Source organism: Streptomyces sp. NPDC023527 (assembly GCF_055560115.1).
Map to the genome: position 1 here is coordinate 1 of NZ_JBVHJJ010000010.1, position 14558 is coordinate 14558.

The window sequence follows — 14558 nt, forward strand, 5'->3', positions numbered from 1 at the left end:
CCATGGACAACGTCAACTCCGCGTACTGAGCCGACCCCAGGCAGCACACCACGCCGAAGGGCGGCGGCACCACACGGTGCCGCCGCCCTTCGGCGTATCAGTCGGACAGCTCGCTCAGCTGCTGGTCGTAGTCGTCCAGCAGCTCGCGCAGCTGGGCCAAGGACTCGGCGGGGACCTCCGAGGGCGCGGACTCCGCGACGTAGCGGGCGGCCGCGACGAGGGTGGCCAGTTCGTACGCGTGGAACGTGCCCCTCAGCACCGTCGGACGGACTCTCTCCAGCCGCATCGGTCAGGCCCGGGAGCGTACGTAGTCGACGACCTGCTCCAGTTCGGCGGCGAACTGGTCGTAGTCCTCCTGCATGCCGTTGATGTACGCGCTCCAGCCCAGGCTCGCCTTCGCGTAATGGACCGCCTCCTGGATCTCCTCGTCCGTGGCGCCGAAGAGCTTCGCGGCCTCGGTGTGGAAGAGCGTGCAGTAGCGGCATTTGGTCTCGGAATGCAGGCCGACGCCTATCAATTCCTTGTACTTGTTGGGGATCAGCGTCTCACCGAGCTCGATCCTCTTGAATATCTCCCATTCCGGTGCGAGCAGTTCGGTCGGAACGGTCGAGAAGAAATGCGGGACGAGGCCCAGTGTTTCCTTGATGTCGGCCTCGATCTCGGCACGGTTCACCGTGGCAGCCATGATCGCTCCCTTCTCTCTCCTTCAACTCAAGCACCATGAGCCCGAACTGTCACGGCCCGGCACCCTTACGCCAGCGGCTGCTCGGCCCAGATGACCTTGCCCTGCGGGATGTAGCGGGTGCCCCAGCGCTCGGCGAGCTGGGCGACGAGGAACAGGCCGCGGCCGCCCTCGTCCTCCTCGGCCGCGTAGCGCAGGTGCGGAGAGGTGCTGCTGGTGTCGGAGACCTCGCAGATCAGGCAGCGGTCGAGCAGCAGGCGCACCCGGATCGGGCCGGAGGCGTGGCGGATGGCGTTGGTGATCAGCTCGCTGAGGATCAGCTCGGTGGTGAACACCGTCTCCTCCAGACCCCACGCCGTCAGCTGCCGGGTGACGTCGGCGCGGGCGCGGGCCACGATCGCGGGATCGGAGGGCAGCTCCCATTCGGCGATCCGGTCGGGCTCCAGGATGCGGGTGCGGGCGACGATGAGGGCGATGTCGTCGTTCTGCGGGCTGGGCAGCAGCGCGTCGATGACCGCCTCGCAGGCCTCCTGCGGCGACCGGTCGGGGTGGGCCAGCGTGCGGCGGAGGAGCTCCAGCCCGGTGTCGATGTCCCGCTTGCGGTCCTCGACCAGGCCGTCGGTGTACAGGACGAGGCTGCTGCCCTCCGGCAGGCGCAGTTCCTCGGTCTCGAAGGGCAGACCGCCCAGGCCCAGCGGCGGGCCGGCGGGCAGGTCGGGGAACTCCACGGTGCCGTCGGGGTGGACCAGGGCGGGCGGCGGGTGCCCGGCCCTGGCCAGCTGGCACGTACCGGCGACCGGGTCGTAGATCGCGTACAGGCAGGTGGCGCCCGCGATCGTGGCGTCGTCCCCGTCCTCCTCCGCCCCTTCCTGGTCGATGCGCCCGACGAGCTCGTCGAGGTGTCCCAGCAGCTCGTCCGGCGGCAGGTCGAGGGTGGAGAAGTTCTGCACGGCCGTGCGCAGCCGGCCCATCGTCGCGGCGGCGTGCAGGCCGTGCCCGACCACGTCGCCGACGACCACGGCGACCCGGCCCCCCGGCAGCGGGATGACGTCGAACCAGTCGCCGCCGACCCCGGCCTGCGCGGGCAGATAGCGGTAGGCGATGTCCAGGGCGTTCTGCTCCGGCACTCCGCGCGGCAGCAGGCTGTGCTGCAGCGTCACGGCCATGGAGTGCTCGCGGGTGTACCGCCGCGCGTTGTCGATGCACACCGCCGCGCGGGCCGCCAGCTCCTCGGCCAGGGACAGGTCGTCCTCCTCGAAGGGCTCGCTGTCCTGGGTGCGCCAGAAGTTCACGATCCCCATCAGGACGCCCCGCGCCCTGAGCGGGACGGTGATGAGCGAGTGGAAGCCGTAGTCCAGGACCGCCTGGGTGCGCTCGATGTCCTGGGTGCGCCAGCCGGCGTCGGTCCCCAGATCGGGTACGACCACGGGCTGTCCGCTCATGAAGCCGGTGGCCTGCGGGGTGGGCGTGGCGAATCTGACCAGGTCGCCCGCCGGGTAGAGGGGGTGGTCGTCCCGGACGCCGCTGAGCGCCACGCGGCGCAGCTCCGGAGCCACGGAGCCGACCCCGGGCCGGGGCTCCTCGCCGCGCAGGACGGGCTCGGCGAGGTCGACGGTGGCGTAGTCGGCGAACCGGGGCGCGGCCACCTGGGCGAGCTCCTCGGCGGTGCGCTTGACGTCGAGGGTCGTGCCGATGGCCACGCTCGCCTCGTACAGCAGCCGCAGCCGGCCGCGCGCGGCCTCGGCCCTGCCCGCGAGGGCGCGCAGCTCGGTGGAGTCCCGCAGCGTGGCCACGCTGCCGGGCGGGCCGCCCCGGCGGTCGGTCGGCCGGTTGTTCACCGCCAGCAGCAGGTCCCCGACGGGGATCACCTCGTCGGTGGCGACGCGCCGGGAGGCCAGCAGTTCCGCCATCCGGGGGTCCAGGCCCAGGGCGCTGACGTGGCTGCCCTCCACGTCCGGGGGCAGGTGCAGGAGGCGGCGCGCCTCGTCGTTGGCGAGCAGGACCCGGCCGTCGCCGCCGACGATGACCACGCCTTCGCGCACGGCGTGCAGCACCGCGTCGTGGTGTTCGTACATCCGGGTCATCTCGGACGGGCCCAGACCGTGGGTCTGCCGCCGCAGCCGCCTGCTGACCAGCGCCGTTCCGGCCGTCGCCAGGGCGAGCGCGGCGGCGCCGGTGCCGAGGACGACGGGCAGCTGCCGGTCGAAGGCGCTGCTCACCGCGGCGACCTTGACGCCGGACGACACCAGCCCGATGACCGCGCGGTGGTCGTCCATCACCGGGACGATGGCCTGCACCTCCTCGCCCAGCGGGCCCGCGACGCTCTCGATGGTGACGTGGCCGGCCTGGGAGGGCCCGATGGTGCCGATGAACTGCTTGCCGATGAGCTCCGGGCGGGGGTGGGTGTAGCGGACGCCGTCCCGGTTGGTCACGACGATGAAGTCGACCCCGCCCCGCTCGCGGGCGTCCTCGGTCAGTGGCTGGAGCACCGCGGACGGGTCGGGGCCGCGCAGCACGGCCGGCAGCCCGGGGGAGTGGGCGAACGCCTCGGCCGCCGCCAGCGAGCGGTCCCGCGCCGCCTGGAAGCGGTCACTGCGCGACTGCAGCAGCAGCGTGACCACCGCGGCCACCACGAGGAGCACCACGATCAGCACCTGAAGCACGAACATCTGACCGGCGACGCTGCGCGCGCTCGCCACCGCCCGCAGGCGCCGCGCCGACGGCACCCGCGAGCCGTGGCGCTGTCGCCGCTCTCGCCGGGTGTCTGGGCGCCGACCGGCGGACGAGCGGCCCGAGAGCCCCCAGAACCGGCCCCGGTTTCGGGCCATACCCATGTTCTACCCCGCCCCCTTCTGTCACGCGAACGATGGAGACGCTCCTGGCACGGGTCGGCGCCCGGGGCGACTCGGGCACATGTTCCCACCCGGTCGCGTGTCGGGTCGCGGCGGAGGCGCACGGTGGTGGCCGCAGTGGTGCGTGTGCGTCAAAGAGCCGCGCCCACGGGGTGATGTTTCGCCGCTGAGGGGGATCAATCGGTAAATCGCGTATATCTCCACGTAACGGCACACCGTTCCCGCTGCTCAGGGAGACATATGGACTCGGGTTCACCCGGTGCGACGGATCCGCTGGCAGGCAGTGCCGGACCCGCGCTCGGACACGTACTGGCCAGGGCGGCGGTGACGTTCGGCCTGATCGCCTCCGAGGGCGTGCCGCGCGCCGTCGTCCTCGACACGCACTCCGGCGGCCGGGTCGCCACCGTACCGGTGTCCCTCGCCGGGGACGTGCGGCGGGCCGCCGAATGGGCGAGAGCCGTACGCCCGGGCTGGCGGAATCTCGACGCCCGGGAGCGGATCCGCCGCGCGACCCGGCTGCGGAGCCTGCTCCGCGCCCACAGCGGCGCCCTGGGTCCCACCCTCGCGCGGACCTGCGGGCTGACGCCCGCGGACGTCGCGGCCGAGGACCGGGCGGCGGAGGCCCTGCTGCGCCGGCACGCGGCGGCGGCCCGGGTGCACATCGCCGGCGCGGGCCTGTGGGGGCGGCCGCGGCGGGGGAGCCGCCCGGCGGGTACGGAGCCGCCCGCCGTGGTGGTCTCCTGGGCCGACCCCGCCCGCCCGCTGGCCTCGCTCCTGGAAGGCGCGCTGCCCGCCCTGCTCGCCGGCAGCGCGGTGATCACCCGCGTCGAGCCCCGCGCGGCCCTGGTGTGCGCCCACACGCTCCTGCTGGCGCAGGCGGCCGGCCTGCCGACGGGCGTGTGGCAGCTGGTCGTGGCGGAGGGGCCGCACACCGCCGCCCTCGACGCGGCCCTGGCGGCGCACACCGACGCCCGGGCCCCGCAGTGCTGCTCGCCCGCGTGCCCCGTCCCCCTCGCCCCCGGCCTGTTCGTCGTACGGCACGATGCGCGGCCGCGCGCCGCCGCCCGGGCCGCCGCCGAGGCCTGCTTCTCCCGGGCGGGACGGCTGTGCACGGCCACGCCGCTGCTGGCCGTGCACGCATCGGTGCACGAGGAGTTCCTGCGGCACTTCCGCGCGGCCGCGGCCCGTGCCACCCGGGCCGACGCCGCCGCGCTGGACGAGGCCGGGCGGCGGACGCTGCGGGAATGGCTCGACACCGCGATCGCCTCGGGCGCCGGACTGCTGCACCCGGCCGCGACCGACCTCACGCACGCCGGGCCCTTCGTCCTCGCCGTGCCCTCCCTGGACCACGTACGCGTCGAGGACCTGCCCGTCGGCCCGCTGGCCGTCGTCGCCCCCTACACCTCCTGGTCCGAGGTCCTGGGCCTGAGCGGGCGCGCCGGCCGCCACATCACCGTCTTCACCCGCACCCCGGCCGAGCGGCTGCACCCGCAGTTCCCCTCCCTCCCCGCCCGCCACCTGCACCTCAACACCATTCCGCGCCCCGGCCTGCCACCACCGGCCGCCCTGCGCGAGGTCATGGCCGGCCCGTGCGGGGCGTCATGACGGCCGGGGCGGGCCACGGGTGGACCCGGCTGGCCACCGAGGTCGTCCACCGGGGGCCGCACCTCACCCTGCACCGCGACCGCGTCGTCCAGCCGCACGGCGAGGAGGGGACGTACGAGCACCTCACCATCGCCGACGGTGCCCGCGTCGTCGCGGTCGACGGCGAGGGCCGGGTGGCCCTGGTCGAGGACGCCTTCTACCCACCGGGAAAGCGGCTGCCGCACGTGCCCGGCGGCGGCGTCGCGGAGGGGGAGAAGCCCGAGGACGCGGCGGCACGGGAATGCGAGGAGGAGACCGGCCGGCGGCCGGGCGCGCTGCGGCCGCTGACCGTCTTCCACCCGCTTCCGTCGAGGACCTCGGCCGTCACGCACCTGTTCCTCGCCACGGACCTGCGCCCCGGCGCCGTGCGCCGCGACCCGACCGAGGCCGGCATGACGGTGCGGTGGACGCCCCTGGCGGAGGCGGTGCGCGCCGTGCGGTCCGGGGCGATCGCGGAGGCCGGGACCGTGATCGGGCTGCTGCTGGCGGAGGGCCTCCTGATGTCGTGACGCCGGGCGCTGTGATACCGCCGTCACTTCTTATGCAACTAGTTGCACAACCTCCTCGGGTGCTCTAGAACTGGCGTGAGCCCGCCACCGCCCGAGGAGACCCCCGATGACGCCGCAGAGCCCCTATCCGCACCTGCTGAGCCCCCTCGACCTGGGGTTCACGACCCTGCCCAACCGCGTGATCATGGGGTCGATGCACATCGGGCTGGAGGAGGCCGAGCGCGGCTTCGAGCGGATGGCCGCCTTCTACGCCGCCCGGGCGCGCGGCGGCGCGGGGCTCATCGTCACCGGTGGCATCGCCCCCAACGACCGGGGGCGCCCCTACCCGGGCGGCGCCAAGCTGACCACCCCGGCCGAGGCCGAGCAGCACCGGGCCGTGACCGACGCCGTGCACCGCGAGGGCGGCCGGATCGCGATGCAGATCCTGCACTTCGGCCGGTACGCCCACCACCCCGACCTGGTCGCCCCCAGCGCCCTCCAGGCGCCCATCAGCCCGTACACCCCGCACGCCCTCACCGACGACGAGGTCGAGGCGACGATCGAGGACTACGTACGGACCGCCGAACTGGCCCGGCTCGCCGGCTACGACGGGGTCGAGATCATGGGGTCCGAGGGCTATCTGATCAACGAGTTCATCGCCGCCGCGACCAACCACCGCACCGACCGCTGGGGCGGGTCGTACGAGAACCGGATCCGCTTCCCCGTGGAGATCGTCCGCCGCACGCGCGAGCGCCTGGGCCCGGACTTCATCCTGATCTACCGCCTGTCGATGCTCGACCTCGTACCCGGCGGCTCCTCCCTGGCCGAGGTGATCACGCTGGCCGAGGAGATCGAGGCGGCCGGCGCCACGATCATCAACACCGGCATCGGCTGGCACGAGGCCCGCATCCCCACCATCGCGACCTCCGTGCCGCGCGGCGCGTACACCTGGGTGACGAAGAAGGTCATGGGCTCGGTCTCCGTCCCCCTGGTCACCGGCAACCGCGTCAACACCCCCGAGCTGGCCGAGGAGCTGCTCGCCGACGGCCGCGCCGACCTGGTGTCCATGGCCCGGCCCTTCCTCGCCGACCCCGACCTCGTCGCCAAGGCCCGCCAGGGCCGCGCCGACACCATCAACACCTGCATCGGCTGCAACCAGGCGTGCCTGGACCACACCTTCAGCGGAAAGATCACCTCCTGCCTGGTCAACCCCCGCGCCTGCCACGAGACCGAGCTCGTCCTGTCGCCGACCCGGCGCCGCAAGCGCATAGCCGTCGTCGGCGCCGGCCCGGCCGGGCTCGCCTTCACGGTGTCGGCGGCCGAGCGCGGCCACACCGTGACGCTGTACGACGCGGCGGCCGAGATCGGCGGACAGCTCAACATCGCCAAGCGGATCCCCGGCAAGGAGGAGTTCGGCGAGACGCTGCGCTACTTCCGCGCCCAGCTCGACCTGCACGGCGTGGACGTGCGCCTGAACACCCCCGTCACGGCGGCCGACCTCGCCGCCGGTGACCACGACGAGATCGTCGTCGCCACCGGCGTCACCCCGCGCACCCCGGCCATCCCCGGCGTCGACCACCCCAGCGTGCTGACCTACCTCGACGTCCTGCGCGACGGGGCCGAGGTCGGCGAGCGGGTCGCCGTCGTCGGCGCCGGCGGCATCGGCTTCGACGTCGCCGAGTACCTCACCGACAGCGGCGACGGCGCGAGCCTCGATGCGGAGACGTACTTCCGCCAGTGGGGCGTCGACACCGGCTACGCCGCGCCCGGCGGCCTGGGGGAGGCCCGGCGGCCGAAGCCGCCGCGCACCGTGCACCTCCTCCAGCGCAAGACCACCAAGGTCGGCGCCGGGCTGGGCAGGACCACCGGCTGGATCCACCGCACGGAACTCAAGCACCGGGGCGTCACCATGATCGCCGGCGCGCGGTATGACCGGATCGACGACGCCGGCCTGCACGTGACGGTCGACGGCACGTCCACGGTGCTCCCCGTCGACACGGTGGTGCTGTGCACCGGCCAGGAGCCGCGCCGCGACCTCTACGAGGAGCTGTCCGCCGCCGGGCACACCGTGCACCTCATCGGTGGCGCCGACGTCGCCGCCGAGCTCGACGCCAAGCGGGCCGTCCGGCAGGGCACCGAACTCGCGGCGACCGTCTGAGGAGGCGGGACGGCGGCGGGCGGGGCGGGGCGCGTCCTTAGGATGCGGTCATGTCCCTCCCGCACGCCATCCTCACGGCCCTGCTCGAACGGCCCTCCTCGGGCCTGGAGCTGACCCGCCGCTTCGACAGGTCGATCGGGTACTTCTGGTCCGCCACGCATCAGCAGATCTACCGCGAGCTGGGCAGGCTGGAGGAATCCGGGCTGATCCGCGCCCTGCCCTCGGCGGCGCCGGCCCGCGGGCGGAAGAAGGAGTACGAGGTCCTGCCCGCGGGCCGCGAGGAACTGGCCGGGTGGGTGGCCGCGACCGAGGACCCCAGGACGATCCGGGACCCGCTCCTGCTGCGAATGCGCGCGGCGGCGGTCGTCGGCACCCGGGGCCTCGAAGCCGAGCTGCGCCGCCACTTGACGCTGCATCAGCGACAGCTGGCCGACTACGAGGCCATCGAGGCCCGCGACTTCCCGCCGGAGCGGGACACCGACGAGGACAGGCTGCGCCACCTCGTGCTGCGCGGCGGCATCGGCCTGGAGACGTTCTGGATCCAATGGCTCACCCAGGCGCTGACGGAGGTCGAGGCCATGGGAGAGACCGCCGCGCGGTGACCCGGCCCCCTCCGCCGGCCCGCGTCACCCCCGGCCGGGCGACTCGTCGGGGAACACCCGGGTGACGATCCTGCCGTCCGCCGTCAGGAAGCCGTGCACCATGCCCTCACTGCTGAACGGCGCGGCCAGCGCCCCCTCCTGGTCCAGGGCGATGATCCCGCCCTTGCCGCCCAGCCGGGGCAGCCGCTCGACCACGACCTCGTAGGCCGCCGAGGCCACGTCCCTGCCACCGAACTCGACCAGATGGGACACGGTCGCGGCGGCGGTGCCCCGGATGAACGTCTCGCCGTGCCCGGTGGCGCTCGCCGCGACATTGCCGTTCTTCGCGTACGTGCCGGCGCCCACGAGGGGCGAGTCGCCGACCCGGCCCACCAGCTTGTTCGTCAGCCCGCCCGTCGACGTCGCGGCTGCCAGGTCGCGCCGGCGGTCCAGGGCCACCGCGCCGGCGGTCCCGGTGAGGTCCTCGCCGGCCTTCGCCCCCTTCGCCGCGGCCTGTTTGGCCTTCATCAGCTCGTCCCAGCGCCGCTGCGTCCAGAAGTAGTCCTGGGTCACGGTCGGCAGGCCGTTGCGGGCGGCGAAGACGTCGGCGCCCTCTCCCGCCAGCATCACGTGCGGCGTCCTCTCCATGACGAGGCGGGCGGCCGAGACGGGATTGCGCACCCGCCGCACCCCGGCGACCGCGCCCGCCGCCTGGTCCGAGCCGCGCATGACCGACGCGTCCAGCTCGTGCCCGGCGTCCTCGTCGAACACCGCGCCCTTGCCCGCGTTGAACAGCGGGTCGTCCTCCAGGGAGCGTACGGCCGCCTCGACGGCGTCCACGCTCGTGCCGCCCCGGTCCAGCACCTTCCGGCCGGCGCGCAGGGCGTCGCCCATCCCTTCGCGGTAGGCCCGCTCCGTCCGGGCGTCGGTGTCCTCCCGGCGCAGCGCACCACCCGCGCCGCCGTGCACGGCCAGCACCACTTCGCGGGCGACGGGCTCACGGGCGCCCGCGCCGGCCTTGGCCGAGACCGGCTCGGCCGGTCCGTCACCCGACCGCCCGAGCGAGGGCAGCACCGTGACCACGGCCACCAGCACGGACAGTGCCGGAACGATCCACCATCTCGAACGCGCGCGCATGGGTCCTCCTCGGAACACGGGACGGAACCGGATACGGGACGCACCTTGCCGAGGGGCGGCCGCCGGCGGAACGGCGGCCGCGGTAAAAGGCCGGGAACGGCGCACGATCGGCCGGTGACCCGGTGCCGGGGCCTCCGCGTCCCTCACGTCAGGGTCGTGATCAGCTCCAGCACCGCGCGCCAGCCCCCCTCGGCGAGGGCGCGCCGCTGGTGGTCGGCCGCCGTGCCCCGCTCGCCGAGCCGACCGGCCAGGTCCGCGATCCGGTGACCGTCCTCCGACCGCTCCAGAGCGGGGGCGAGGTGGTCGAGGAGCCGGCCGACGACCTCGCCGGCCGGGCGGCGCTTCCCCCGTACGTCGAGGAGGTCGCCGCCCAGGCCGTGCCGCGCCGCGTGCCAGTTGGCCGTGTCGAGCAGCTCCGGCGGCGGCACCGGGAACGGCGCGCCGCGCCCGCTCTCCTCCACGGCCGTGTCCACCAGGGCGCGCACGACACCGGCGAACAACACCGCGTCCTCGACGCGCAGCTGCACGTCCAGGGCGCGGACCTCCAGGGTGGGGTAGCGCTCCGACAGCCGGGCCTGCCAGTACAGCTGGCCCCGGTCGCGCGGGATGCCGGTGGCCATCAGGGCCCGTACGCGGCGCTCGTAGTCCTCGGCGTCCTCGAAGGCCGGTGGCGGGCCGCTGATCGGCCAGCGGCCGAAGACCACCGTGCGCCAGCTGGCGAAGCCGGTGTCGTGGCCGGCCCACATCGGGGAGTTCGCCGCCATCGCCACGAGGGCGGGCAGCCAGGGCCGGATCCGGTTGAGCACGGCCACGCCGGTGGCGCGGTCCGCGATGCCGACGTGCACATGCATGCCGTTGATCAATTGCTCGTCGACCAGCTGTGGGGCGTCGGCGTGGATCCCCAGATAGCGCCGGTCCCGGGTCACCGCCGGCGGCACGGGACCGGCGAAGGGCGCGGTGCCCGACGCCGCGACCCGGCAGCCCACCTCGGCCGCCGCCTCACCGACCGCCCGGCGCAGCCGCAGCAGATGCGCCTCCAGCTCCTCCAGGCCCCCGCAGACCGCGGTGGCGATCTCGATCTGGGACTGCAACAGCTCGGAGTGCACCTCGCCCTCCTCCGGCAGGGGGTGCAGGCCCGCCGCGGCCCGCACCTTCTCCGCCAGTGGGACGGGCAGCCCGCTGTGCGGGTCGAGCAGCAGGTACTCCTCCTCGACGCCCAGGGTCATCATGTCTGGAGGGTGCCCCGGGACGGGCCCCGGAACCAAGGAGGCACGGCCGACGTGCTCCCGTACGTGCTTCTGTTCGCGGCCCGGCGGGCATTCAACGGAGGCGCGCCACGTGGTATGTACTTTTCGGAGGTTCTCTGTCAGAGGGCGGTGTGTGATGAACTGCTCGCAGTGCGGTGCGGAGATGCGTCAAGGACCCAAAGGGGACTGGGCGTGCGCGAATTGTGGAGGTACCGGGTGACCGAGTCGGACGATTTCCCTCATGCCAACGCGGCCCTGATGCACTGCGCCCACTGCGGGTGGTCGGTGCAGGAGGGGCCGGTGGGAGGCTACGTCTGCGGGCAGTGCTTCCACACCGTGGAACCGCAGCAGCAGCACGAGACGAGCGAGCGCCCCGTCTGACCCCCGCGCGGCCCCCGGGCCGCCGAGGGCCGCGTTCGCCGTGAGGGACCCGGCGGGCCCCGCCGTACGCGATTGCGCCGTTCGAGGCGGCGCACGTTAACGGCGGGGGCCACCGGGAACATGGAGGGGCATGCCGACGCCCCCTCGCACGACGTACGAGTCCTACTGGATGGACACCACGCCCGCCACGGCCTACCCGCCCCTCGGCCCGGAGACCGAGGTGGAGGCGGACGTCGCCGTCGTCGGCGGCGGCATCGCCGGGCTGTGCACCGCGTGGGAGCTGGCGCGGGCGGGCCAGGACGTCGTGGTCCTGGAGGCCGACCGCATCGCCGCCGGCGTCACCGGCAACACCACGGCCAAGGTCTCGGCCCTGCAAGGACTGACCTATGCCCGGCTGCGCGCCACCCACGGCGCCGAGGCCGCCGCCCTCTACGCCCGCTCCCAACAGGACGCCGTCCAGCACGTCACCGAGCTCTGCGCCGACCTGGACATCGACGCCGAACTGGAGATGGCCGCCGCCTACACCTACGCGGAGTCGGCGGAGCACGCCGACGCCGTCCACGAGGAGGCCCGCGCCGCCCGCGAGGCCGGACTCGACGCCTCGCTCGTCACCGGCACCGACCTGCCGTTCCCGGTCGCGGCCACGGTGTGCGTACCGGACCAACTCCAGTTCCACCCCCGCAGGTTCCTGCTGGGCCTCGCCGACCGGTTCACGGCCGCCGGCGGCCGGATCCACGAGCGCACCCGCGTCACCGGCCTCCACGACGGCGCCCGCTGCCGCCTGACCACCGAGAGCGGCGCCGTCGTCAACGCGCGCGACGTCGTCGTCGCCACCCACTACCCGGTTTTCGACCGGGCGCTGCTCTTCGCCCGGCTGCGGCCCCGCCGGGAGCTCGTGGTCGCCGCGGCCGTCCCGGACGGGCGGGCCCCGCGGGGCATGTACCTCACCCCCGAGGACAACACCCGCTCGATCCGCACCGCCCCCTGCGGCGACGGACAGCGGCTGGTGATCGTCACCGGCGAGTCCTTCGAACCCGGCGCCGGCGACGTGACCGAACGCTTCGCCCGGCTCCGGCGCTGGGCCGAGGACCGCCTGCCCGGCTTCGCCGACGCCACGACCCGCTACCAATGGGCCGCCCAGGACAACGACCCCGACGACCACCTGCCCTACGTCGGCCACGCCCACCCCGGCACCCGGCACGTCCATGTGGCCACCGGCTTCGGCGGCTGGGGCATGACCAACGGCGTCATGGCGGGCCGGCTGCTCGCCGCCGTGATCACGAACGGCACGGTCCCCGACTGGGCGCGGCTGTTCGACCCGCGCAGGCTGCCGCCCCTGAAGGAGACCCCGGCCCTGCTCAAGGACCAGATGACCGTCGGCAAGCACTTCGTCGGCGACCGGCTGCGGACCGCCCACGTCGACGCGGTCACCGACATCGAGCCGGGCAGCGGCGCCGTCGTACGCCTCGGCGGCCACCGCTGCGCCGTCTACCGCGACCCCTCGGGCCAGGCGCGGGCCGTCTCCGCCCGGTGCACCCACCTGGGCTGCCTCGTGCACTTCAACGACGCCGAGAAGGCGTGGGAGTGCCCCTGCCACGGCTCCCGGTTCGCCACCGACGGCTCGGTCCTGCAGGGCCCCGCCGTACGCCCCCTCGAACCCCGCGAGATCCCCGGCTCCGACGCGCCGCAGGGCCCCTGACGGCCCGTGTCCCGCGCGGCCTGCGCCCCGGCGGTCCCGCCGCACCCTCCAGCGCCGGTCCACCGGCTCTCCAGGCGACTCGGCGAACGTGGCGGCAGGATCACTCGGAGAAGACCGGCCGGAGGCGGGAGCGGCATGGCAGTGGACGCGGCGCGGTTTCGCGCATTGTTCGGATCCTTCCCGACGGCGGTCACCGTCGTCACCGCGACGGACGCGAACGGCAGACCACGGGGCCTGACCTGCAACGCGGTCTCGGCGGTCTCCGTGGAACCGCCGCTGCTCCTGGTGTGCGTGCACCGGCACGCGCGGACCCTGGCGGCCCTGCGGGACGCGGGGGCCTTCGTGGTCAACGTCCTCGCCGACGGCGGCCAGGACACGGCGCGGGTCTTCGCCGACCGCTCCGAGCACAAGTTCGCCGACATCGAGTGGGTGCCCTCCGCCCACGCCCGGGGCGCCCCCGTGCTGGTGGGCGTCGCCCTCGCGCACGCCGAGTGCGTCGTGGTGCGGACGGTGGAGGCCGGCGACCACTGGATCTTCATCGGGCGGGTGGAGCACGCCGAGTCCTATCCGCGGCCGCCGGTCCTCTACCACCGGGGGACGTTCACCGTGTGGGACGCTCAGGCCCGGCAGGTCGGCAGCCCGCCGTGAAACTCCACCATCTCCCGGAACAGTTCGCCGATGTCGAGCGGGGCGCCGGGCGCGGCACCGCGCTCCTCCACGTAGGCCCGGTGCAGATTGGGCACCAGCCGTTCGGAGTCGATCAGGTGCGCGTACGGGCCGGGGCCCGCCGCCCGCGCGGCCTCCAGCGGGGTGAGCCCCGCGGCGAGCCCCTCGCGGGCCAGCTCCTGGACCCACCGTAGATAGCCTTCGGTGACGTCGAAGACCTCGGGGCCGGCCACGGGCCCGTGGCCGGTGACGACGGTGCGCGCGCCGAAGGCGCGCAGCCGCGCCACCGCGTCGAGCGTCCCGGTGACCGACCCCATCGGGCAGAAGGGCGTGACGCCGCTCATCACCAGGTCCCCGGTGATGAGCACCCGCGGCTCGGGCAGCCATACGACGGTGTCGTTGGTGGTGTGGGCGGGCCCGAGGTGGATCAACTCGGCCACCACGTCCCCCACATGGAGGGTCAGCCGGTCGCGGTAGGTGACCTCGGGCAGGGCGAGGGCGAGCTCACCCCACTCCACCTCGGGCCACAGCCCCGTCAGATGGAGGCCCGCCGCGGCCATCTCGCCGCGGACCCGCTCATGGCCGACGACCACGGCCTCGGGGAAGACGAAGTTGCCGAAGGTGTGGTCCCCGTGGAAGTGGGTGTTGACCAGGACCCGCGGTGGCGCCGGGCAGACGCCGAGCGCCGCCGTCCGCAGCGCGCGGGCGCGCGCCTCGGTCGCCGCCGTGTCCACCAGGGCCGAGTGCCCGCGGGACACCACCAGCGCCGCGTTGTTCAAGCACCACCCGCCGTCGGGCTGCACATAGGCGAAGACGCCGTCCGCCACTTCGACGAGCCTGCCCGCCGACCTTTTCCACCGCACCTGGGACACCGTGCCTCCTGACCGATCGGAACACCGGGCCGCCATGCTCGTACCGGCGGATCGAGGACGGCTCGAGCGGACCGCCGACGCGGAAGCGGACAGAGGGAGGACACGCGAAAACAGTTACGGGTCTCCTCGCGGTGGCGACGTAGGCTTGAGG

The 14558-nt window shown here is 74.1% G+C and carries 13 protein-coding genes; 7 read left to right on the top strand and 6 right to left on the bottom strand.

The window, feature by feature from the left end; translation table 11 throughout:
* Positions 1–97: 97 nt before the first annotated feature.
* The 3 genes from ACZ303_RS20225 to ACZ303_RS20235 all read right to left on the bottom strand — a co-directional run bounded on the left by ACZ303_RS20225 (position 98) and on the right by ACZ303_RS20235 (position 3510).
* Positions 98–286 (bottom strand): hypothetical protein, encoded by a 189-nt coding sequence (locus ACZ303_RS20225; RefSeq protein ID WP_467340811.1) that lies wholly within the window; start codon positions 284–286, stop codon positions 98–100.
* Positions 287–289: 3 nt separating this feature from the next.
* A complete protein-coding gene (locus tag ACZ303_RS20230; RefSeq protein ID WP_467340813.1) occupies positions 290–685 on the bottom strand; it encodes a carboxymuconolactone decarboxylase family protein in 396 nt (131 codons plus the stop codon).
* Positions 686–750: 65 nt separating this feature from the next.
* Entirely contained in the window at positions 751–3510 is a 2760-nt protein-coding gene (locus ACZ303_RS20235; RefSeq protein WP_467340815.1) for a SpoIIE family protein phosphatase, read from the bottom strand.
* A 264-nt stretch (positions 3511–3774) separates the two neighbouring features.
* On the opposite strand from ACZ303_RS20235, the gene ACZ303_RS20240 reads away from it, so the two are divergent.
* The 4 genes from ACZ303_RS20240 (at position 3775) to ACZ303_RS20255 (ending at position 8426) form a co-directional block, all read left to right on the top strand.
* Complete coding sequence (locus ACZ303_RS20240) at positions 3775–5139, top strand: aldehyde dehydrogenase family protein (protein ID WP_467340817.1); 1365 nt, start codon at positions 3775–3777, stop codon at positions 5137–5139.
* Positions 5124–5687: an NUDIX domain-containing protein gene (locus ACZ303_RS20245; RefSeq protein WP_467340819.1), complete on the top strand. Its 564-nt coding sequence runs from the start codon at positions 5124–5126 to the stop codon at positions 5685–5687. Before ACZ303_RS20240 ends, ACZ303_RS20245 begins: the two co-directional genes overlap by 16 nt.
* Positions 5688–5793: 106 nt before the next feature.
* Positions 5794–7824: an oxidoreductase gene (locus ACZ303_RS20250; protein ID WP_467340821.1), complete on the top strand. Its 2031-nt coding sequence runs from the start codon at positions 5794–5796 to the stop codon at positions 7822–7824.
* Between the two features lie 50 nt (positions 7825–7874).
* On the top strand, positions 7875–8426 hold the full coding sequence (locus ACZ303_RS20255; protein ID WP_467340823.1) for a PadR family transcriptional regulator: 552 nt from the start codon (positions 7875–7877) through the stop codon (positions 8424–8426).
* Positions 8427–8450: 24 nt separating this feature from the next.
* On the opposite strand, the gene ACZ303_RS20260 is transcribed toward ACZ303_RS20255, so the two are convergent.
* Together ACZ303_RS20260 and ACZ303_RS20265 are read right to left on the bottom strand one after the other, a co-directional pair.
* On the bottom strand, positions 8451–9542 hold the full coding sequence (locus tag ACZ303_RS20260; RefSeq protein ID WP_467340825.1) for an isoaspartyl peptidase/L-asparaginase family protein: 1092 nt from the start codon (positions 9540–9542) through the stop codon (positions 8451–8453).
* Positions 9543–9685: 143 nt separating this feature from the next.
* Positions 9686–10771, bottom strand: coding sequence for a carboxylate-amine ligase (locus tag ACZ303_RS20265; protein WP_467340827.1), 1086 nt, complete (start codon positions 10769–10771; stop codon positions 9686–9688).
* Positions 10772–11005: 234 nt separating this feature from the next.
* Here ACZ303_RS20265 and ACZ303_RS20270 point away from each other — a divergent pair, with 234 nt between their 5' ends.
* The 3 genes from ACZ303_RS20270 (at position 11006) to ACZ303_RS20280 (ending at position 13517) form a co-directional block, all read left to right on the top strand.
* Complete coding sequence (locus ACZ303_RS20270; RefSeq protein WP_467340829.1) at positions 11006–11170, top strand: hypothetical protein; 165 nt, start codon at positions 11006–11008, stop codon at positions 11168–11170.
* Between the two features lie 130 nt (positions 11171–11300).
* Positions 11301–12869, top strand: a complete 1569-nt coding sequence (locus tag ACZ303_RS20275; protein WP_467340831.1) for an FAD-dependent oxidoreductase — start codon at positions 11301–11303, stop codon at positions 12867–12869.
* Positions 12870–13004: 135 nt separating this feature from the next.
* Complete coding sequence (locus ACZ303_RS20280) at positions 13005–13517, top strand: flavin reductase family protein (protein WP_467340833.1); 513 nt, start codon at positions 13005–13007, stop codon at positions 13515–13517.
* Here ACZ303_RS20280 and ACZ303_RS20285 read toward each other — a convergent pair.
* On the bottom strand, positions 13487–14407 hold the full coding sequence (locus ACZ303_RS20285; RefSeq protein WP_467340835.1) for an MBL fold metallo-hydrolase: 921 nt from the start codon (positions 14405–14407) through the stop codon (positions 13487–13489). The two genes, ACZ303_RS20280 and ACZ303_RS20285, sit on opposite strands and share 31 nt — an antisense overlap.
* Between the last annotated feature and the right edge of the window lie 151 nt (positions 14408–14558).

Bases quoted from the DNA above. Each gene is read 5' to 3' on its own strand.
- ACZ303_RS20225 (WP_467340811.1), bottom strand. From the start codon at position 286: ATGCGGCTGGAGAGAGTCCGTCCGACGGTGCTGAGGGGCACGTTCCAC.
- ACZ303_RS20230 (WP_467340813.1), bottom strand. From the start codon at position 685: ATGGCTGCCACGGTGAACCGTGCCGAGATCGAGGCCGACATCAAGGAA.
- ACZ303_RS20235 (WP_467340815.1), bottom strand. From the start codon at position 3,510: ATGGCCCGAAACCGGGGCCGGTTCTGGGGGCTCTCGGGCCGCTCGTCC.
- ACZ303_RS20240 (WP_467340817.1), top strand. From the start codon at position 3,775: ATGGACTCGGGTTCACCCGGTGCGACGGATCCGCTGGCAGGCAGTGCC.
- ACZ303_RS20250 (WP_467340821.1), top strand. From the start codon at position 5,794: ATGACGCCGCAGAGCCCCTATCCGCACCTGCTGAGCCCCCTCGACCTG.
- ACZ303_RS20255 (WP_467340823.1), top strand. From the start codon at position 7,875: ATGTCCCTCCCGCACGCCATCCTCACGGCCCTGCTCGAACGGCCCTCC.
- ACZ303_RS20260 (WP_467340825.1), bottom strand. From the start codon at position 9,542: ATGCGCGCGCGTTCGAGATGGTGGATCGTTCCGGCACTGTCCGTGCTG.
- ACZ303_RS20265 (WP_467340827.1), bottom strand. From the start codon at position 10,771: ATGATGACCCTGGGCGTCGAGGAGGAGTACCTGCTGCTCGACCCGCAC.
- ACZ303_RS20275 (WP_467340831.1), top strand. From the start codon at position 11,301: ATGCCGACGCCCCCTCGCACGACGTACGAGTCCTACTGGATGGACACC.
- ACZ303_RS20280 (WP_467340833.1), top strand. From the start codon at position 13,005: ATGGCAGTGGACGCGGCGCGGTTTCGCGCATTGTTCGGATCCTTCCCG.